This is a genomic window from Stenotrophomonas bentonitica, from assembly GCF_002887735.1.
In the GTDB taxonomy this organism is placed as follows: Bacteria; Pseudomonadota; Gammaproteobacteria; order Xanthomonadales; family Xanthomonadaceae; genus Stenotrophomonas; species Stenotrophomonas bentonitica_A.
Map to the genome: position 1 here is coordinate 829,605 of NZ_PKQP01000001.1, position 18,862 is coordinate 848,466.

Consider the following 18,862-nt stretch of genomic DNA (forward strand, 5'->3'; position numbering starts at 1 on the left):
CGACCACGAAATTCGCAATCGGAATCTGTCACTGATGACACGTCTTCGCCGTTGGCTGCGCTGGATGCTGGTCGCGTTCCTGGTCCTGGCATTGATCGGCGCCGCGGTTGCCGGCGGCCTTTACTACGCCGTCTCCTCCAAGCTCCCGGACGTGCAGACCCTGCGCGACGTCGAGATGCAGGAGCCCATGTACGTCTATGCCAGCGATGGCAAGCTGATGGCGGTGTTCGGCGAGACCCGGCGCACCCCCATCACCATGAAGGACGTCCCCGAGCGCCTCAAGCAGGCCTTCCTGGCCACCGAGGACGCGCGCTTCTACGAGCACGGCGGCGTGGACTACAAGGGCATCGGCCGCGCGGTGTGGCTGCTGGCCACCACCAACGACAAGCGCGTGCCCGGTGGTTCGACCATCACCCAGCAGGTCGCCCGCCAGTTCTTCCTGAGCTCGGAGTACAGCTACACCCGCAAGCTGGCCGAGATCCTGCTGGCGCGGAAGATCGAGAGCGAGCTGAGCAAGGACGAGATCTTCGAGCTGTATCTCAACAAGAGCTTCTTCGGCAACCGCGCCTACGGCGTGGCCGCCGCGGCCGAGTTCTACTACGGCAAGAAGCTGGGCGAGCTGGACCTGGACGAAATGGCCTCGCTGGCCGGCATCCCCAAGTTCCCCTCCAGCGGCAACCCGCTCAGCAACCCCGAGCGCGCCCGCGAGCGCCGCGACTTCTATGTGCTGCAGCGCATGGCCAACCTGGGCTTCATCTCCCAGGCCGAGGCCGACGCGGCCAAGGCCGTGCCGATGCACGCCACCGCGCATGAGCCGCCGCTGCAGGTGGAGGCCCCGTACGTGGCCGAGCTGGTCCGCCAGGAAATGATCGCCCGCTTCGGCGGCGACGTGGTCAACAAGGGTTACCACGTGACCACCACGATCAACGCCGAACTGCAGACCGCAGCCAACCTCTCGGTGCGCGACGGCCTGCTGGCCTACGACCACCGCCACGGTTGGCACGGGGTGGAGCAGCACGTGGAGGTCCCGGCCGACGCCGACGCCGCCGCGCTGGCCACCAAGCTGTCCGGCATTCCGGCGCAGACCGGCCTGCTGCCGGCGATCGTCGCCACCACCGCGGCCGATGGCAGCGCCACCGTGGTGCTGGGCAACCGCAGCGAAGTGGTGCTGCCGGCCAACGCCGCGCGCTGGACCAACAAGACTCCGGCCAAACTGGTCACCCGCGGCGACATCGTGCGCGTGCGCGCCGGCGAGAAAGAAGGCGAGTGGCTGCTCGACCAGATCCCGCGCGGCCAGGCTGCGCTGGTCTCGCTGGATGCCGAAAACGGCGCACTGAAAGCGTTGGTCGGTGGCTTCAGCTTCTCGGGCAACAAGTTCAACCGCGCCACCCAGGCGCGCCGCCAGCCGGGCTCGAGCTTCAAGCCCTTCATCTACGCGGCGGCCTTCGACAAGGGCTTCAACCCGGCCTCGATCGTGCTCGACGCCCCGGTCGTGTTCCGCGACCGCCGCGGCAAGACCTGGTCGCCGCAGAACGATGGCGGCGGCTTCCGTGGCCCGATGCGCCTGCGTGAAGCGCTGGTGCAGTCGCGCAACCTGGTCTCGGTGCGCCTGCTCGACGGCATGGGCGTGGATTACGCGCGCAAGTACATCAGCGAATTCGGCTTCGCCGAGGCCGAGCTGCCGCCGAACCTGTCGATGTCGCTGGGCACCGCGTCGCTGACCCCGCTCTCGGTGGCCCGCGGTTACGCGGTGTTCGCCAACGGCGGCTCGCGGGTCGATACCTGGCTGATCGATCGGGTCACCGACCGTGATGGCGTGGAAGTGTTCAAGGAAAACCCGGCTGTTGCCTGCCGCGATTGCGCCGGCAACAGCGGCGTGCCGGTCAGCCAGGTGGTGGACGGCTTCAACTTCGGCTCCGCGCCGGCGGCAAACACCGCACCGGCCAAGCCCCAGCAGGCGACCGCCGCTGCCGAGGCACCGGGCCCGGTGCCGGTCAACCCGGATGCCAAGGTCGCGCCGCGCGCGATCGATGCGCGTACCGCGTACCAGCTGAACTCGATGATGCGCGACGTGGTCCAGCGCGGCACCGGCACCGCGGCCAAGGTGCTCGGCCGCGAGGACGTGGGCGGCAAGACCGGCTCGACCAACGATCACCGCGATGCCTGGTTCTCCGGTTTCGGTGGCCCGTACGCGACCACCGTGTGGGTCGGCCGCGACGACTTCCGCTCGCTCGGCTACCGCGAATACGGCGGCCGCGCCGCCCTGCCGATCTGGATCGAGTACATGCGCGTGGCGCTCAAGGACACGCCGATCGCACAGAACGAGCCGCCGTCGGGCATGGTCCAGGCCACGCTCAACGGCGCCACCGAGTGGGTCAAGGTCGAAGACATGGAGAAGCTGGAGGAGTACGACTTCAACAGCCACACCCCGCAGGCCGACGACGCCGCGTTCGATATCTTCTGACTGCGTGCGCCGGGTACGCCCGGCGCCCCCCTCCTGCGTATCGTCCGCCCCATCGCCCGGTAGAGCCACCCCATGGGTGGCTGCACGCAATCCCTGATCGCAGGCACAGCCACGCATGGCGTGGCTCTACCCGCCTGTCACATCGCCGGTGTACATTGCCGTGCAGGTCGCCAAGGAGTACCGGTCATGCATCGAGCCCGTCAGCATGCAGCCAAGCAGACCCGTGAGCGCCGCCACCAGTTGGCGCATGAGGCCGCCCGCCTGATGGCCGAGGGCGGCATCCGCGATTACCACCAGGCCAAGCTCAAGGCCGCGACACGGCTCGGCATCCATGACGATGCCTCCCTGCCCCGCAACACCGAGATCGAAGACGCCCTGCGTGAGTACCAGCGCCTGTTTGCCGGTGCCGACCACGGTGCGCAGCTGCGCCAGCGCCGCGAGGCCGCCCTGCGCGCGATGGAGTTCCTCAAGGCGTTCTCGCCGCGCCTGTGCGGCCCGGTGCTCGATGGCACCGCCGATGCCAACAGTCCCGTGCAGCTGCAGGTGCACAGCGACGATGCCGATGCCGTGCAGCGCTATCTCGATGAGCACGGCATTCCGGCCGAATCACGGACGCGCCGGCTGCGGCTGGACCGCGAGCGCAGCCTGGATGCGCCGGTCTGGGTGTTCAGCGCCGAAGACCTGACCTTCGACATCGCCGTGCTGCCGTATGACGGCCTGCGCCAGCCGCCGCTCTCGGCGATCGACGAGAAGCCGATGCGGCGCGCGTCGGCCACGCAGCTGCGTGAGCTGCTGGCGGACGGCGAGATCGAGGGTTATCTGGGCGGTCGCTGAAACGACGCCCGGCCTCCTTCAGGCCTCGGCGAACTTGACCAGAAAGCGCTCGATCGCCGCGACCAGGGCCAGCGGCGTTTCGTTCATCGGGTAGTGACCCGCATTCTCCAGCACCTCCAGGGTCGCCTGCCGATAGCGGTGCAGGTAGGTCCTGTCCATGAGGGCCGCGTTGAACACGGGATCATGCTCACCGATCAGCACCTTCACCGGATGTCGGCCGATGATCTCCATGCTGAAGTCCGTGTCCGCCCAGGCCGGGAAGTACGCCGCGAATGCCTCCGGCGACGCGTGCGCCATCGAGTACTGCGCCTTCCAGTCCAGCCACGCGGCGGGCAACCGCCCACCGGTGCTGCGATCGATGATGCCCCGACGGATGCTCACGCTGCCTGCGGCCGCTTCAAGCACCTGCCGCGCGGGCGAATCGTAGGCGATGCCACCGCACGGCACGGGTGCCACGGCGACCAGCGCGCGCACGCGATCCGGGGCGAGCACCGCGATCCGCTCGATGGCCATGCCACCCATCGAATGCCCGACCAGGCTGAAGGTCGCGATGCCCAGCGTGTCGGCCAAGGTCAGCGCGTCATTGGCGATCTCGTCGATCGTGTAGTCACCGGGCACCCCGTGCATGCCACCGTAGCCGCGGCAATCCATGAAGAGGTAGCTGAACGCCTCGCCGGACAGCCATGGCTCGATCGGTTCGAAGGCGTGGGCGTCACCAAACCAGCCATGCAGGACCAGGACAGGATGGGCGCCAGTGCCGACGCGATGAAAGGTAGTAGTGGGCATGGCTGCACCGTGCGGACGTGAGGTCGGGCCGCGATGTTAGGTCGACTGCGCGTGGCCCGCCGTCGATATCAGGCCGATGGCGATAGAATCCGGGCCATGCGCAATACCCTGCTCGATCCCTTTGAAGATCTACCTCGCGCCGTGGTGGTCACCGCCAACGACTACGCCGCCGGATCCGTCTTCCCCGATCACGCGCACCGGCGCGGTCAGTTCGCGTTTGCCTCGCGCGGCACCATCAGCCTCACCACACCCGAGGGACGCTGGCTGGTACCACCGCAGCGTGCCTGCTGGGTGCCCGCAGGCGTCGCCCACGCCATGGCGATGCGTGGCCCGGTCACGATGCTCAATGTGTTCGTGGCAGCGGACGAAGTGGCGGCGGTCCGGTTGCCTGCGCGCTGCGGCGTGTATGCCGTATCGGCGCTGCTGCGGCACCTGATGGACGATGCGGTCGACCTGCCGGCGATGTACGACCTGGACGGTCGCGGCGGTCGGCTGATGCAGCTGCTGGTCGCGGAGATCGCCGCGATGCCACGCCTGTCACTGCATGCACCGCTGCCCCGCGACCCGCGCCTTGTGCGCACCTGCCAGCAGCTGTTCGATGCGCCCTCGATCGCCGCCTCGCTCGATGAGGTCGCCGCCGAGGCGGGCATGAGCCGGCGCACGTTCACCCGCCAGTTCCGCGCGGACACCGGGGTGGGCTTTGCCGAATGGCGCCAGCAGGTGTGCCTGCTCGCCGCGATCGAACGCCTGGGTGCCGGGCAGCCGGTCACGCGGATCGCACTGGATCTGGGATACGCCAGCCCAAGCGCGTTTTCGTCGGCGTTCCGCCGCGTGCTGGGGGAATCGCCCAGCCGTTACGCGGAAGCACGCTGACGATCACCATGCGCTGAAGGCCAAACGCCCCGCAATGCGGGGCATCCGACGGTGCAGGAGAATCAGCGCGTGCCGATGATCCGCACATGCTCCACATCGATATCGGTGGGCTTGAAGCGATGCGTATCGACTTCTCCCTGCAGCTCCACCACGGTCGTCGCGCTGACGGGCTGCCGGTCGGGCAGATCCTTGTCATCGATCTCGACGTCGATCTCGCCGGTGGCATCCTTGAAGCGATAGCGTTCGTGGCCGATCTTGGCGATCAGCGTGCCCTGCAGTACGACGGGCTGGTCATCGCGCTGGTCGCGTGCTTCGGCGACGGTGGTGACCGCGCTGGTTGCGCCAGGGCCGGTGTACTGGGCATGTGCGCCGGCGCTGACCACGCTCAGCGGTGCGGCGATGAGGACTACGGCGATCAGACGATTCATGAGGGACTCCATGGGCGTGAGGGTGACCGCCAAGGTTGTACCTCGATCGAAGTGAGGCCCATGCAAGAAGTACGAAAAGAGGTGACCGGCGGCGCCCAAAAAAAACGCCCCGCAGTGCGGGGCGTTTTCATCACAACCTGCCGGGGCGATCAGCCCTGGTAGTCACGCACGTCGCTGCCGGTGTAGACCTGGCGCGGACGACCGATCTTCATTTCCGGATCGACCTGCTGTTCCAGCCAATGGGCGACCCAGCCGGAGGTACGGCCCAGGGCGAACATGACGGTGAACATTTCGGTCGGGATCTGCAGCGCCTTGTAGATGATGCCGCTGTAGAAATCGACGTTCGGGTACAGCTTGCGGGCGACGAAGTAGTCATCCTGCAGCGCGGCCTGCTCCAGCTTGACGGCCACGTCCAGCAGCGGATCCTGCACGCCCAGCTGTTCCAGCACCTTGCCGGTCATCACACCGATGACCTTGGCGCGCGGGTCGAAGTTCTTGTACACGCGGTGGCCAAAGCCCATCAGGCGGAAGCCGGAGGTCTTGTCCTTGGCCTTGAGCACGGCGGACTCGACGTTGTCGGCCGAACCGATCTCTTCGAGCATCTTCAGCACGGCTTCGTTGGCACCGCCGTGGGCCGGACCCCACAGCGCGGTGACGCCAGCGGCGACCGACGCGTACGGGTTGGCACCCGTCGAACCGACGAGACGCACGGTCGAGGTCGAGGCGTTCTGCTCATGATCGGCGTGCAGGATGAACAGCAGATCCAGCGCCTTGACCACGTCCTGGTTCAGCTCGTACTGGCCATCGGCCGACTCGAAGGTCTGCTTCAGGAAGCGGCTGACGTAATCCAGCGAGGTGTCCGGCTTGTTGGCCGGCAGGCCCTTGCCGTGGCGGTAGATCAGGGCCGACAGGGTCGGCACCTTGGCGATCAGGCGCACGGCGGCGTGGCGACGCTGTTCGGCGTCGGACAGATCCAGCGAGGCGTGGTAGATGCCCGACAGCTGCGCGATGGCGGCGGTCAGGATGGCCATCGGATGGGCATCCTTGGCGAAGCTGCCGATCAGCGTGTTGATCGACGGATCCACATCGGCCTCGGCGGCCAGCTCGTCGGTGAAGGCCTTCAGCTGCTCGGCGCTCGGACGCTCGCCGTTGATCAGCAGGTAGGCCACTTCGACGTAGCTCGACTTTTCCGAGAGCTGCTCGATGGGATAGCCGCGATACAGCAGCACGCCCTTGTCACCGTCGATGTAGGTGATGGCGGACTTGCAGCTGGCGGTGGCGGTGAAGCCGGAGTCGTACGTGAAGAGACCGGTTTCCTTGGTCAGCTTCGAGATATCGACGCAATCGTTGCCGAGCGTGGGTTTGATGACTGGCAGAACAACCGACTTGTCGCCGGCGTTGAGCGTGACCTGATCAAGATCGGACACTGTGTGCGCTCCTCGAGGGAAGGCGCCCGCCCAAGCGCATGGGTCAGGCACGTGAAGGAAGTCCACGATCGTTATCGTGGATCCCGCCATTATCGCACAGCAACATTTTCGACGCCCTAGGACGGAAGTCGTAGACGCAGGTTCCGGGGCGCGGCGAAGGCGCTGTTGCAGCCGCCCCAAGGCATGGCGCCCGATCACGGACACAGCGTTCCGTCGGCGGGGCGCACGGGCCTCACCTGGCGTTCAGCAATCCGGAAACAACAAAAAACAACGGCCGCCAAGGCGACCGTTGTTTTCATGCAGCTGCGTTGACAGCTCAGGCCGCGGTCGGCGCCGGCTTGCCGAAACGCTTCTGGAACTTGTCGATACGGCCGCTGGTGTCGATCACCTTGTGCTTGCCCGTGTAGAACGGATGCGAAGCCGAGGAGATTTCAACCTTGACGAGCGGATACTCGTTGCCGTCTTCCCACTTGATCGTGTCCTTGGTGGACATGGTCGAACGGGTCAGGATCTTGAAATCAGAGGTAACGTCGTGGAAAACCACGTCGCGGTAAGCAGGATGAATATCGGCCTTCATGGGCGCGCACCGTAATAAGGGCTGGTGGTCAAGAGCGGCATTATAGTCCCGGCCGCCGCAAAGGGCAAGCCGGGTCCATCAACCGTGCGAAAGGTCCGCCGCAGCGGCGTCATCAGACGCCGAGTGCCGCCCTCACCTGGGCCTCGAAGCGACCCTGGTCGTAGGCCATCAGCAGCTGAGTGTTGTCAGGCTGCCCGGTCTGGCGGTTCCAGTCGACAATGGTAGCACCTCGGCTGTGCACGCCGGCCAGTTCGACGTTCAGGGGACGCGATTCGACCCGCAGGGCGCCTTCGGGCTGCAGCGCCCAGGCCATGGCCAGGGCATCGGCGGCGAACCAGCGCTCGCCGCGGCTGTCTTCGGACCACAGGCGGGTCTGGCGCGAAATCAGCTCGTAGAAGCGGGCCTTGTCGGTGTCGGCGGCCAGCCACTTCTCGACATCGGCGTGCAGCAGGCCGTGGGCGACGGTGGCCTCCCAGTCGGCCACTTCGATGTGCGGGAAGCCGGTGAACACGACGTGCGCCGCTTCGGGGTCGAAGGCGATGTTGAACTCGGCCGCCGGGGTGATGTTGCCGTGACAGGTCACTGCCCCGCCCATCACCAGGAAGCGCTTCACGCGCTGCGGCAGGGTCGGGTCGAGCTTGAGGGCCAGGGCCAGGTTGGTCAGCGGACCCAGGGCGACCAGGAACAGCTCGCCGGCGTACTGGTGCGACAGGCGCAGGATCGCCAGCGCGGCGTGCTCGGCTTCGGCCTGGCGCTTGGCGGCCGGCAGGTTCACATCGCCAAAGCCGTCGGCGCCATGCACATGGGCGGCATCGACGGAGGGGTGCAGCAGCGGGTCGGCGGTACCGGCGTAGACCGGCACGTCGTCACGGCCAGCCACTTCGCACAGCTTCAGGGCATTGCGGACCGTGTGGTCCAGGCCTACGTTGCCGGCGGCGATGGTCAGGCCAACGATATCGTGGCGCTCATCGGCGAAGGCCATCAACAGGGCCAGGGCGTCATCGACACCCGGATCGGTGTCGATCAACAGCGGAATCTTCTTGGTCATCGTTGCCGTCTTGATAATCGGCAAGGGACTTTCGCACCCCGCCATGACAAATACAAGGCGGTGCCCTTGGCGCCCTGCGGCAAGGCGTCATGCCGACGCGTAGCGCACGGCCGTGCCGATCCAGCGCCGCACCACCTGGTCGGCCACGTCAGGCGCCTCCGCCAGCAGCCGCTCGGCCAGATCGTGCACGCCCGGGAGCAGGTCCGCATCGCGGGCCAGATCGGCCATGCGGAACCCGGCCAGGCCGGTCTGCCGCGTCCCCAGCAGTTCGCCGGGGCCACGCAGTTCCAGGTCCTTCTCCGCGATCAGGAAACCATCGTTGGTCTGCCGCATCGTCTCCAGCCGCTCGCGCGCCATGTTCGACAGCGGCGCCTGGTACAGCAGCACGCAGCGCGACACCGCCGAGCCGCGCCCTACCCGGCCGCGCAGCTGGTGCAGCTGGGCCAGCCCGAGGCGCTCGGCGTTCTCGATGATCATCAACGACGCATTGGGCACGTCCACGCCCACTTCGATCACGGTGGTGGCGACCAGCAGATCGATCTCGCCGGCCTTGAAGGCAACCATCGTGGCCAGCTTCTCGCTCGCCTTCAGCCGCCCGTGCACGAGCCCGACGCGCACGCCGGGCAACAACGCCTGCAGCGATTCGAACGTGGCCTGGGCCGGCGTGGCATCGAGTTCTTCGCTTTCTTCGATCAGCGTGCAGACCCAGTACACCTGCTGGCCTTCGCGGCACGCCACCGCGATGCGTTCGATCAGCTCCGGGCGACGGTCGTTGTTGAGCGCCACGGTCTGCACCGGCGTGCGCCCGGGGGGCAGTTCGTCGATGGCCGACACGTCCAGATCGGCGTACTCGGACATCGCCAACGTGCGCGGAATCGGCGTGGCCGTCATCACCAGCTGGTGCGGCACGCTGCGTCCGTCGGCGCCCTTGTCGCGCAGGGCCAGGCGTTGATGCACACCGAAGCGGTGCTGCTCATCGACGATCGCCAGCGCCAGGTCCTTGAACACCACGCTTTCCTGCATCAGCGCGTGCGTGCCGACCACCACCTGCGCCTCGCCCGAGGCGACCTCGGCCAGCACCTTGGCGCGCGCCTTGCCGGTGACCTTGCCGGCCAGCCATGCGGTGCGCACGCCCAGCGGTGCCAGCCAGGCGCGAAGATTGTTCATGTGCTGCTCGGCCAGCAGTTCGGTCGGCGCGGCCAGCGCGACCTGCTTGCCCCGCTCCACCGCCAGCATCGCCGCCAGGGCGGCGACCACGGTCTTGCCCGAGCCGACATCGCCCTGCACCAGCCGCAGCATCGGATGCGCCTTGGCCAAGTCCTTGCGGATCTGCTCGAACACGCGCTGCTGCGCACCGGTCAACTGGAACGGCAGGCTGTCGCGCAGCTGGGCCACCAACGCGCCCTGCCCGCGCAGCGAAGGCGCGTGATGGGCCTGCAGCGCCATGCGCTGGCGGCGCAGGCTGAGGTGGTGGGCCAGCAGTTCTTCGATGGCCAGGCGGCGCTGTGCCGGGTGGCGGCCGGCGGCCAGCGCGGCCAAGTCGGCCGTCGGCGGCGGCCGGTGCACGGTCAGCAGCGCGCTGCGCAGCGACGGCAGGCCCATGCCGGACAGCCAGCCCGGCGGCACCAGTTCCAGCGTGGATTCTTCCGGCAACCGGTCCAACGCCAGCCCGATGAACTTGCGCAGGGTGGCCGGGCCGACGCCTTCGATGGCCGGGTAGACCGGGTCGAGGCTGTCGCCAAGATCGTCATCGTCGTTGACGCCCATCACCCGGTAACTGGGGTGGACGATCTCCAGCCCGGTATGGCCGGGCTTGGCGGTGCCATAGCAGCGGATGCGCGCGCCGACGGCGAACTGCGACACCTGCTGCGAGCGGAAATGGAAAAAGCGCAGCACCAGGGTGCCGTAGGAGTCGTCTTCGATGGCGACCTTGAGCACTGGGCGGCCACGGAAGCCGCGTTCGACCGCGCTGACCCGCCCTTCCACCTGCGCGGCCACGCCGGGCTGCAGTTGGGCGATAGTGGTCAGCCGGGTGCGGTCTTCATAACGCAGGGGCAGGTGCAGCCACAGGTCCTGCAACGAGGACAGGCCACGGGCCTCCAGCTTGGTGGCCACCGCCGGGCCGATCCCGGGAAGCATCGACAGCGATGCTTCCCCGGCCGCGGCCAGGGCCGGTGCAGGAGCCCGTGACCGTGCCACGTCAGGCCTGGTCGAGCACCATCACCGCATCGACTTCAAAGTTGGCGGCCTTCGGCAGACCCGCCACTTCGATGGTCGAACGTGCCGGGAACGGCGCCTTGAAGTAATCCTGCATGACCGCATTGACCTTCGCGAACTCGCCCAGATCGGTCAGGTACAGGCCCAGGCGCACGATCTGATCCAACGAGCCGCCGGCCTCTTCGGCCACGGCCTTCAGGTTGTCGAACGCACGACGCGCCTGCGCCTCGATATCGCCTGCACCCACGATGTCACCGGTGGCCGGATCCAGCGGAATCTGGCCCGAGAAATACACGGTATTGCCGGCACGCACAGCCTGCGAATACGGACCGATGGCCGCCGGGGCCTTGGCACTGGTAATGATCTGACGGGACATGGAAGCTCCAGGGGGACAAAAATGGGCCCACCATTGTACCGCCGGACTCGCCCTCCCCGAGAAGCATCCGAAGCCGCAATCGAAGCCGCAATCTCTAGTAGAGCCGACCGTTGGTCGGCTGGCCGGAAAATGACGAAGACGATTGGTCGGCTGGCCGGAAAATGACGAAGACCGTTGGTCGGCTGGCCGACCATATCGATCATCGCCGCGCGGTGGGTGAGCAGCCGACCAACGGTCGGCTCTACCCCGGGGTGTGCCCATTGCCCGGCGATGAGGCATTGGAGCCGATCATCGCCGCGCGGTGTGCGAGCAGCCGACCAACGGTCGGCTCTACCCCCGGGGGTGTGCCCATTGCCCGGCGATGAGGCATTGGAGCCGATCATCGCCGCGCGGTGCACGGTAGCCGACCAACGGTCGGCTCTACTCCGGTGGTGCGCCAAGAGCGCCGGGGCCCATCATCGCCGCGCGGAACGCGGTTTATTGCCGGCGAACCGACTGCACCACCGACAACCGCCGCAGACGCCGCATCACTTCCGCCAGATGGTTCCGATCACGCACCTGGATATTGAACGCCAGCACCGCCGCATTGAAATCGCGATCCAGGTAATCGACCCGTTCGATGTTCGAATGGCTCTGCGCGATCGCCGCCGCCAACTGGGCCAGCACGCCGGTCCCGTTCTCCACTTCCACGATCAAGGACGTGTCGTAATCACCCGACACCGTCGTATCCCACCCGATCGGCACCCAGCGCTCGGGCGACTTGCGCAGCTCGGCCAGGTTCGGGCAATCCAGACGGTGCACCACGATGCCCTTGCCGGCGGTGTGGTAGCCCATGATGTCGTCACCCGGGATCGGCTGGCAGCAGTTGGCGAAGCTGACCACGCCGCGCTCGCTGCCATTGATCAGGATCTTCTCCTGCGAATGCTTCGAATGCGCCCCACCGCGCAGCTCGGCGTAGGCCATCAGCGCCTGCGCGGCCTGGTTGGGCATCCAGTTGCCCAGCGCCACTTCGGCCAGCAGGGCCTCCAGGCGGGGGTAGCGGTGTTCGGCCAGGAAGGCATCCAGGCGCCCCTTCGGCAGGCGCTCCAGCGAGCTGTCCATCGCCTCCAGCGCGCGGTCGAGCATGCGGTGGCCCAGCTGGACCGCGTCTTCGTGCTCCAGCTGTTTGAGCTGGTGGCGGATGGCGGTGCGCGCCTTGGAACTGACCACGAATTCCAGCCACTGCGGCTTGGGCGTGGCCGAGCGCGCGGTGATCACTTCCACCGTCTGGCCACTGACCAGCTTGGTGCGCAGCGGGACCAGCTTCTTGTCCACGCGCGAGGCCACGGCCATGTTGCCCACATCGGTGTGCACCGCGTAGGCGAAATCGAGCGCGGTGGAGTTGCGCGGCAGGGCCAGGATCTTGCCCTTCGGGGTAAACAGGTAGACCTCGTCCGGGAACAGGTCCACCTTGACGTTGTCCAGGAACTCCAGCGACGAACCGGCGGCGCGCTGGGAATCGATCAGTTCCACGATCCAGGCATGCGCACGGCTCTGCGCGCTGTTGGGCGAATCGCCACCGAACTTGTACGTCCAGTGCGCCGCCACACCGCGCTCGGCGATCAGGTCCATCTCTTCGGTGCGGATCTGCACCTCGATCGGCGAACCATATGGCCCGAACAACACCGTGTGCAATGACTGGTAGCCGTTGGCCTTGGGGATGGCGATGAAATCGCGGAAGCGACCGTCCAGCGGCTTGAAGGTGGCATGCACCGAGCCCAGCGCGTGATAACAGTTGGGCACGTTGCGCACCACCAACCGGAACCCGAACACATCCATCACCTGATCGAAGGATTTGTTCTCGTCGCGCATCTTGTTGTAGATGCTCCACGGCGTCTTGATGCGGCTGACCAGGCGGTGCTCCAGCCCTTCCTTGGCCAGGCGCTGGCTCAACTGCACCTCCACCTGCGCCATCGCCTCGCGGCGGACCACCGGCTGGCTGCGGATGTGCTTTTCCAGAATGGCGTGGCGCCACGGATACAGCGCCTTGAAGCCCAGGTTCTGCAGCTCGCTCTTGACCAGGCTCATGCCCAGCCGCTGCGCGATGGGCGCGTAGATTTCCAGCGTCTCGCGCGCGATCCGGCCACGCGCCTCGCGGCTCTGCGCGCCGAGGGTACGCATGTTGTGCAGGCGGTCGGCGAGTTTGATCATGATCACGCGCAGGTCGCGCGACATCGCCAGCAGCATCTTGCGGAAGCTCTCGGCGGCCGCTTCCTGGCGGTCGCGGAACTTCAGCTTGTCCAGCTTGGTGACACCGTCGACCAGCTCGGCCACTGCCTCGCCGAACTCGGCGGCCAGCTCTTCGCGGGTCAGCGGGGTGTCTTCGATGGTGTCGTGCAGGATCGCCGCGATCAGCGCCTCCACGTCCAGGCCGAGCTCGGCCAGGACCTGGGCCACGGCGACCGGATGGGTGATGTAGGGCTCGCCCGACTTGCGGGTCTGGCCGGCATGCGCGGCGGCGCCTACTTCCCAGGCGCGGCGCAGCAGCGGCAGTTGGTCGGGCGGCAGATAGTGCGCTGCGCGCTCAAGCTGGAGGACATAATCGGGTACGGCCGCGCCGGCGGGCGTGGCGACCTTGGCAGTGGGGCCTGGGTTCATGCTCAAAGACTATGCCAGCGGCGTGATATCGGCAAACCCCTGAACAGGGAGTTTCACCTGCAACAACACGCCTGCACCGGATCCACCGGCGGCCCAAACGAAACAGCCCGCCAAACGGCGGGCTGTTCGCAGCAACAACAACGGACGCGCGAGGCGATCAGTCGTCGTTCTTGGACATGTCTTCGTCGGCGACGACTTCGGCAGCGGCCCATTCCAGTGCTTCACGCTCGGCACGCTCGCGCTCGGCCTTCTCGACTTCGTCGATCAGGGCGTTGTCGATCTTGCGGGCGGCAATTTCGCGCAGCGCCAGCACGGTCGGCTTGTCTTCGGTTTCGCTGTTGTCCAGGGTGGCCTGGACGCCATTGGCCAGCTGACGGGCGCGCTTGGACGCCATCATGACCAGTTCGAAACGGTTGTTCACGACTTCCAGACAATCTTCTACGGTGATGCGGGCCATGCGGGCTCCCGGCAGCCGGTGAGGGCTGCTCAATCGAATGAGGGAAAGGGGACGGATTGTACCGGCCAGGGCTGGACAAAATCAAGCCAACCGGCTAGCACCCCGTTGAGAATCAGTCAGTTGTGGCCGGGTCCTGGGTCAGCAGGGCCTGGATGAGGCCCGCGTGGCGGACCTTCTGGGCCTCCCGGCGCAGGCGGCTGGCCGTGAAGATCGCGCACAGCTCGTCCACCGCGGTCTCGAAGACCTCGTTGACGATCACGTAATCGAAGTCGTTGAAGTGCAGCATCTCTTCACGTGCGGCGGCTAGGCGCTGGGCGATCACCGCCTCGCTGTCCTGCCCGCGCTTGCGCATCCGGTCCTGCAGCGCCTGCCTGGAGGGCGGCAGGATGAACACGGTGACCGTGCCCGGCACCAGCTGGCGGACCTGCTGGGCGCCCTGCCAGTCGATCTCCAGCAGCACGTCCTGGCCAGCCGCCAGCTGCGGCTCGACCGACTGCCGCGCGGTGCCCTTCCAGTCGCCATGCACCCAGGCATGCTCGAAGAAGTCACCGGCGGCGATCATCTTTTCGAACTCGGCGGCGCTGACGAAGTGGTAGTGCTCGCCGTTGATCTCACCCGGGCGGGTAGCGCGCGAGGTGAACGAGATCGACAGCGCGATCTGCGGGTCACGGGCCAGGGTGGCGTTGACGATGCTGCTCTTGCCGGCCCCGGAGGGCGCGGCCACGATGTACAGGGTGCCGCGCGCGGGCTCGGCGGCCGGAGGGGTCTGGCTGCTCATTCGATGTTCTGCACCTGTTCGCGGATCTGGTCGATGAGCACCTTCAGCTCGACGGCGGCATTGGAGGTACGGCTGTCCACCGATTTGGAGCCCAGCGTGTTGGCCTCGCGGTTGAATTCCTGCAGCAGGAAATCCAGGCGGCGGCCGACCGGCTCGCGCTGCTTGAAGACCCGGCGGATCTCGGCGATGTGGCTGCCCAGGCGGTCCAGTTCCTCATCCACGTCCAGCTTCTGCAGCCACATCACCAGCTCCTGCTCGGCACGGCCGGGATCGACCGGGTGCGGCAGATCGGCCAGGCGGGCCGACAGCTTGGTGCGCTGGCCTTCACGGATCAGCGGAATCAGGGTGGTGACCTCCGCGGCGATGCGCTCGATGCTGTCCACGCGCTCCTGGATCGCGGTGGCCAGCTTGTCGCCTTCACGCTCGCGCGCGGCCACGAAGCCATCCAGCGCGGTATCCAGCAGGGCCAGGGCCTCGGCATGCAGAGCGGCGGCATCCACTGCCTCGCCCTGCATCACGCCCGGCATCTGCAGCAGTTCGGTGAAGCTCACCTGCAGGCTGGGGAAGCCGGAGGACAACCGGGTGGCCAGCTCACCGAGCTGGCCCAGCAGCGCATCGTTGACCACCAGGGCACCGGTGACGTCCGGCGCACGCAGGCGCATGACCAGATCGATCTTGCCGCGGCTGCAGCGCGAAGCGACGCGCTCGCGCAGTTGCGGCTCCAACGCACGCAGTTCTTCAGGCAGGCGCACGCCGACCTCCAGGAACCGGTGGTTGACCGAGCGCAGCTCACAGGCCAGCGTCCCCCAGCGGGTGGCGCGCTCGCCGTTGGCATAGGCGGTCATGCTTCGAATCATGCGGGTTTCCGGTGCTCTCAAAGTGCAAATGGTACCCTAGCGGTCTCCTTAGAGCCTCCTCGCCCGCCGGTCTCCGGCCCGGGCGTGGCCCCGCATCCCCCGTCTTACCGGAACTTGAGCATGACTGATTCCCGTCCCAGCGGCCGCCAGGCCGACCAGCTGCGCGAAGTGCGCATCGAGCGCGCCTTCACCCGTCACGCCGAGGGCTCGGTCCTGGTGAGCTTCGGGCAGACCCGCGTACTGTGCACGGCCAGCGTTGAAAACCGCGTGCCGGGCTTCCTGCGTGGCAAGGGCGAAGGCTGGGTGACCGCCGAGTACGGCATGCTGCCGCGTTCGACCCACACCCGTAACGACCGCGAAGCCGCCCGCGGCAAGCAGGGTGGCCGCACGCTGGAGATCCAGCGCCTGATCGGCCGTACCCTGCGTGCCTGCATCGACCGCGGCGCGCTCGGCGAGCGCACCATCACGCTCGATTGCGACGTGCTGCAGGCCGATGGCGGCACCCGCACCGCGGCCATCACCGGTGCCTACGTGGCCCTGGTGGATGCGGTGAACTTCCTGATCAAGCGCGGCGACATCAAGCGCAACCCGATCTTCGGCGCGGTGGCGGCGGTGTCGGTGGGCGTGTACCGCGGCACCCCGGTGCTGGACCTGGACTACGCCGAAGACAGCGATTGCGATACCGACATGAACGTGGTGATGAACGACGGCGGCGGCTTCATCGAACTGCAGGGCACCGCCGAAGGCCATGCCTTCCGCCGCGATGAACTGGATGCGCTGCTGGCACTGGCCGAAAAGGGCATCAAGGATCTGTTCGCCGCCCAGCAGGCGGCCCTGGCCCAGGCATGAACCGTCGCATCGCCCTGACCACCCTGGTGGTGGCCGACTACGACGAGGCGATCGCCTGGTACACCGGCGCGCTGGGCTTCAGCCTGCTCCAGGACATCGACCAGGGCGACAAGCGCTGGGTGGTGGTCGGTCCGGCCGACGGCAACGCGGCAGCCCTGCTGCTGGCACGCGCCAGCAACGACGAACAGCGCGCGCGGATCGGCAACCAGACCGGTGGCCGGGTCGGTTTCTTCCTGAACACCGATGATTTCTGGCGCGACCACGCGGCAATGACCGCGCGTGGCGTGGTCTTCCTCGAAACCCCACGCGAAGAGGTCTACGCGACGGTCGCGGTGTTCCGCGATCTGTACGGCAACACGTGGGACCTGCTGGAGCCCAAGCAATGAAACTGGTACTGGCCAGCGGCAACGCCGGCAAACTGAAGGAACTGCAGGCCATGCTCGGCGGCCTGCCGCTGGAGATCGTGGCACAGGGCGCGCTGGGCGTCAGCGACGTGCCGGAAACCGGCCTGACGTTTGTCGAGAACGCGCTGATCAAGGCACGCCACGCCTGCCAGAGCACCGGCCTGCCGGCGCTGGCCGATGACTCCGGCCTGATCGTGGACGCACTCGACGGCGCGCCCGGCCTGTACAGCGCGCGCTATGCCGGCAGCCCGACCAACGATGCGGCCAACAACGCCAAACTGCTCGAGGCGATGCGCGAGGTGCCGGCCGAACGCCGCACGGCCCGCTTCTACGCGGTGATCGTGCTGCTGCGCCATGCCGATGATCCGCAGCCGCTGATCTGCGAAGGCAGCTGGGAAGGCGTGATCCTCGACGAACTGCGTGGCAGCCACGGCTTCGGCTACAACCCGCTGTTCCTGGACCCGGTGCTGGCCCAGACCGCGGCCGAAATGGCGCCGGACCTGAAGAACGCGATGAGTCACCGCGCCAAGGCACTGCAGCTGCTCAAGCAGAAACTGCCCGCCCTGCTCTGATGTCACACGACCACTGCTCCCACCTGCCCGGCGAAGCCTGCGCCGGCGATCACGACCCCGCCCCGCGGCTGGTGACGCCGCCGCTGGCGCTGTACGTGCATCTGCCGTGGTGCGTGCGCAAATGCCCGTACTGCGATTTCAACTCGCACGCGGCCAAGGGCGAACTGCCGTTCGATGCCTACATCGACGCACTGATCCGCGACCTGGACCAGGATCTGCCGCTGGTCTGGGGACGCGTGGTGAGCAGCGTGTTCTTCGGTGGCGGGACGCCGAGCCTGTTCCCGCCCGAAGCGATCGACCGCTTCCTGCAGGCAGCCTCGGCCCGGCTGCGCTTCGCGCCGAACCTGGAAGTGACCCTGGAGACCAACCCGGGCACCGCCGAGCATGGCCGTTTCGATCGTTACCGCGCCGCCGGGGTGAACCGGATCAGCTTCGGGATCCAGACGTTCAACGACGAGGCGCTCAAGCGCCTGGGCCGCATCCACGACAGTGGCGAGGCCGAGCGCGCAGTGAAACTGGCGCAGGACGCCGGCTACGACAACTTCAACATCGACCTGATGTACGCGCTGCCGCAGCAGACGCTGGCCCAGGCCGAGCATGATCTGAAACGGGCCTTCGCGCTGCAGCCCACGCACCTGTCGCACTACCAGCTCACGCTGGAACCGAACACCGTGTTCTTCGCGCGGCCGCCGCAGGGCATCCCCGACGAGGATTCGGCGTGGGACATCCAGGAGCACTGCCAGCGCCTGCTGGCCGAGGCCGGCTACGCACAGTACGAAGTCAGCGCCTACGCCAAGCCGGGCCGGCAGAGCCAGCACAATCTCAATTACTGGCGCTTCGGCGATTACCTGGGCATCGGCGCCGGTGCGCACGGCAAGATCAGCAGCGGTGCCGAACAGCACGTGCTGCGCCGATGGAAGCACAAGCATCCGCAGACCTTCATGGACACTGCCGGCACCCTGGCCTCGATCGGTGGGGACGATGTGATCAGCGCCGAACGCCTGCCGTTCGAGTACATGCTCAACCTGCTGCGCCTGCACGAGGGTTTCGGGCTCAAGGATTTCGAATCGCGCACCGGCCTGGGCCGCGCGCAGATCGCCGCGCCGCTGGGCGTGGCCGTGGCCAACGGCTGGATGACCGTCAGCGGCGATCGCGCCACCCCGACCGAACTGGGCCGGCGCTTCACCAACGATGTCGTCGAGTTGTTCCTGCCTTGAAGGCACGACGCCCCCCTGTAGTGCCGGCCGCTGGCCGGCGCCAGACCTCCCGACGGGCCGT

18 protein-coding genes are annotated in these 18,862 nt (G+C 67.2%); 7 read left to right on the forward strand and 11 right to left on the reverse strand.

Translation table 11 applies throughout. The annotated features are described in order from the left end of the window. Positions 1–34 precede the first annotated feature (34 nt). Complete coding sequence (locus C0R07_RS03620) at positions 35–2,464, forward strand: penicillin-binding protein 1A (protein ID WP_070471156.1); 2,430 nt, start codon at positions 35–37, stop codon at positions 2,462–2,464. A 186-nt stretch (positions 2,465–2,650) separates the two neighbouring features. Further along, positions 2,651–3,298: a hypothetical protein gene (locus C0R07_RS03625; protein ID WP_102788188.1), complete on the forward strand. Its 648-nt coding sequence runs from the start codon at positions 2,651–2,653 to the stop codon at positions 3,296–3,298. A gap of 18 nt (positions 3,299–3,316) precedes the next feature. Here the strand turns inward: C0R07_RS03625 and C0R07_RS03630 are convergent, their stop codons facing one another. Beyond that, positions 3,317–4,084: an alpha/beta fold hydrolase gene (locus tag C0R07_RS03630; RefSeq protein WP_102788189.1), complete on the reverse strand. Its 768-nt coding sequence runs from the start codon at positions 4,082–4,084 to the stop codon at positions 3,317–3,319. A gap of 96 nt (positions 4,085–4,180) precedes the next feature. Between C0R07_RS03630 and C0R07_RS03635 the strand changes: the two genes are divergently transcribed. Then, positions 4,181–4,957: an AraC family transcriptional regulator gene (locus tag C0R07_RS03635; protein WP_070471149.1), complete on the forward strand. Its 777-nt coding sequence runs from the start codon at positions 4,181–4,183 to the stop codon at positions 4,955–4,957. Between the two features lie 62 nt (positions 4,958–5,019). Here the strand turns inward: C0R07_RS03635 and C0R07_RS03640 are convergent, their stop codons facing one another. The 10 genes from C0R07_RS03640 to C0R07_RS03685 all read right to left on the reverse strand — a co-directional run bounded on the left by C0R07_RS03640 (position 5,020) and on the right by C0R07_RS03685 (position 15,759). Next, a complete protein-coding gene (locus C0R07_RS03640; RefSeq protein WP_070471146.1) occupies positions 5,020–5,385 on the reverse strand; it encodes a NirD/YgiW/YdeI family stress tolerance protein in 366 nt (121 codons plus the stop codon). Positions 5,386–5,534: 149 nt separating this feature from the next. After that, positions 5,535–6,902, reverse strand: coding sequence for a citrate synthase (locus C0R07_RS03645; protein WP_390329452.1), 1,368 nt, complete (start codon positions 6,900–6,902; stop codon positions 5,535–5,537). A gap of 226 nt (positions 6,903–7,128) precedes the next feature. After that, complete coding sequence (locus tag C0R07_RS03650; protein ID WP_019183873.1) at positions 7,129–7,389, reverse strand: type B 50S ribosomal protein L31; 261 nt, start codon at positions 7,387–7,389, stop codon at positions 7,129–7,131. 112 nt (positions 7,390–7,501) lie between these two features. Continuing rightward, the gene (locus C0R07_RS03655; RefSeq protein ID WP_102788190.1) at positions 7,502–8,437 is read right to left on the reverse strand and encodes a nucleoside hydrolase; all 936 of its coding nucleotides are present in this window, start codon (positions 8,435–8,437) and stop codon (positions 7,502–7,504) included. 87 nt (positions 8,438–8,524) lie between these two features. Further along, on the reverse strand, positions 8,525–10,636 hold the full coding sequence (gene recG, locus C0R07_RS03660) for an ATP-dependent DNA helicase RecG (RefSeq protein WP_102788191.1): 2,112 nt from the start codon (positions 10,634–10,636) through the stop codon (positions 8,525–8,527). 1 nt (position 10,637) lies between these two features. Next, entirely contained in the window at positions 10,638–11,030 is a 393-nt protein-coding gene (locus C0R07_RS03665; RefSeq protein ID WP_102788192.1) for a RidA family protein, read from the reverse strand. A gap of 477 nt (positions 11,031–11,507) precedes the next feature. Further along, complete coding sequence (locus tag C0R07_RS03670) at positions 11,508–13,667, reverse strand: RelA/SpoT family protein (RefSeq protein ID WP_019183869.1); 2,160 nt, start codon at positions 13,665–13,667, stop codon at positions 11,508–11,510. A 157-nt stretch (positions 13,668–13,824) separates the two neighbouring features. After that, on the reverse strand, positions 13,825–14,124 hold the full coding sequence (rpoZ, locus tag C0R07_RS03675; RefSeq protein ID WP_005410877.1) for a DNA-directed RNA polymerase subunit omega: 300 nt from the start codon (positions 14,122–14,124) through the stop codon (positions 13,825–13,827). A gap of 112 nt (positions 14,125–14,236) precedes the next feature. Next, a complete protein-coding gene (gene gmk / locus C0R07_RS03680) occupies positions 14,237–14,902 on the reverse strand; it encodes a guanylate kinase (RefSeq protein ID WP_046274013.1) in 666 nt (221 codons plus the stop codon). Continuing rightward, positions 14,899–15,759 carry a YicC/YloC family endoribonuclease gene (locus C0R07_RS03685; protein ID WP_019183867.1) on the reverse strand — a complete coding sequence of 287 codons (861 nt, stop codon included), beginning with the start codon at positions 15,757–15,759 and terminating at the stop codon, positions 14,899–14,901. Before C0R07_RS03685 ends, gmk begins: the two co-directional genes overlap by 4 nt. Positions 15,760–15,879: 120 nt before the next feature. On the opposite strand from C0R07_RS03685, the gene rph reads away from it, so the two are divergent. The 4 genes from rph to hemW are packed head-to-tail and all read left to right on the forward strand — an operon-like array spanning position 15,880 to position 18,801. Then, positions 15,880–16,608, forward strand: a complete 729-nt coding sequence (rph, locus tag C0R07_RS03690) for a ribonuclease PH (RefSeq protein WP_046274014.1) — start codon at positions 15,880–15,882, stop codon at positions 16,606–16,608. Further along, positions 16,605–16,994, forward strand: coding sequence for a VOC family protein (locus C0R07_RS03695; protein ID WP_019183865.1), 390 nt, complete (start codon positions 16,605–16,607; stop codon positions 16,992–16,994). Before rph ends, C0R07_RS03695 begins: the two co-directional genes overlap by 4 nt. After that, positions 16,991–17,584, forward strand: a complete 594-nt coding sequence (gene rdgB / locus C0R07_RS03700; RefSeq protein ID WP_167390315.1) for an RdgB/HAM1 family non-canonical purine NTP pyrophosphatase — start codon at positions 16,991–16,993, stop codon at positions 17,582–17,584. The genes C0R07_RS03695 and rdgB overlap by 4 nt, the downstream gene beginning before the upstream one ends. Continuing rightward, positions 17,584–18,801, forward strand: a complete 1,218-nt coding sequence (gene hemW / locus C0R07_RS03705) for a radical SAM family heme chaperone HemW (protein WP_254427766.1) — start codon at positions 17,584–17,586, stop codon at positions 18,799–18,801. The genes rdgB and hemW overlap by 1 nt, the downstream gene beginning before the upstream one ends. Positions 18,802–18,862: the final 61 nt, after the last annotated feature.

Bases quoted from the DNA above. Each gene is read 5' to 3' on its own strand.
- C0R07_RS03695 (WP_019183865.1), top strand. From the start codon at position 16,605: ATGAACCGTCGCATCGCCCTGACCACCCTGGTGGTGGCCGACTACGAC.
- C0R07_RS03650 (WP_019183873.1), bottom strand. From the start codon at position 7,389: ATGAAGGCCGATATTCATCCTGCTTACCGCGACGTGGTTTTCCACGAC.
- C0R07_RS03630 (WP_102788189.1), bottom strand. From the start codon at position 4,084: ATGCCCACTACTACCTTTCATCGCGTCGGCACTGGCGCCCATCCTGTC.
- C0R07_RS03665 (WP_102788192.1), bottom strand. From the start codon at position 11,030: ATGTCCCGTCAGATCATTACCAGTGCCAAGGCCCCGGCGGCCATCGGT.
- rpoZ (WP_005410877.1), bottom strand. From the start codon at position 14,124: ATGGCCCGCATCACCGTAGAAGATTGTCTGGAAGTCGTGAACAACCGT.
- rph (WP_046274014.1), top strand. From the start codon at position 15,880: ATGACTGATTCCCGTCCCAGCGGCCGCCAGGCCGACCAGCTGCGCGAA.
- C0R07_RS03620 (WP_070471156.1), top strand. From the start codon at position 35: ATGACACGTCTTCGCCGTTGGCTGCGCTGGATGCTGGTCGCGTTCCTG.
- C0R07_RS03685 (WP_019183867.1), bottom strand. From the start codon at position 15,759: ATGATTCGAAGCATGACCGCCTATGCCAACGGCGAGCGCGCCACCCGC.
- hemW (WP_254427766.1), top strand. From the start codon at position 17,584: ATGTCACACGACCACTGCTCCCACCTGCCCGGCGAAGCCTGCGCCGGC.
- C0R07_RS03655 (WP_102788190.1), bottom strand. From the start codon at position 8,437: ATGACCAAGAAGATTCCGCTGTTGATCGACACCGATCCGGGTGTCGAT.
- C0R07_RS03635 (WP_070471149.1), top strand. From the start codon at position 4,181: ATGCGCAATACCCTGCTCGATCCCTTTGAAGATCTACCTCGCGCCGTG.
- C0R07_RS03645 (WP_390329452.1), bottom strand. From the start codon at position 6,902: ATGGCGGGATCCACGATAACGATCGTGGACTTCCTTCACGTGCCTGAC.
- C0R07_RS03625 (WP_102788188.1), top strand. From the start codon at position 2,651: ATGCATCGAGCCCGTCAGCATGCAGCCAAGCAGACCCGTGAGCGCCGC.
- C0R07_RS03670 (WP_019183869.1), bottom strand. From the start codon at position 13,667: ATGAACCCAGGCCCCACTGCCAAGGTCGCCACGCCCGCCGGCGCGGCC.
- rdgB (WP_167390315.1), top strand. From the start codon at position 16,991: ATGAAACTGGTACTGGCCAGCGGCAACGCCGGCAAACTGAAGGAACTG.
- gmk (WP_046274013.1), bottom strand. From the start codon at position 14,902: ATGAGCAGCCAGACCCCTCCGGCCGCCGAGCCCGCGCGCGGCACCCTG.
- C0R07_RS03640 (WP_070471146.1), bottom strand. From the start codon at position 5,385: ATGAATCGTCTGATCGCCGTAGTCCTCATCGCCGCACCGCTGAGCGTG.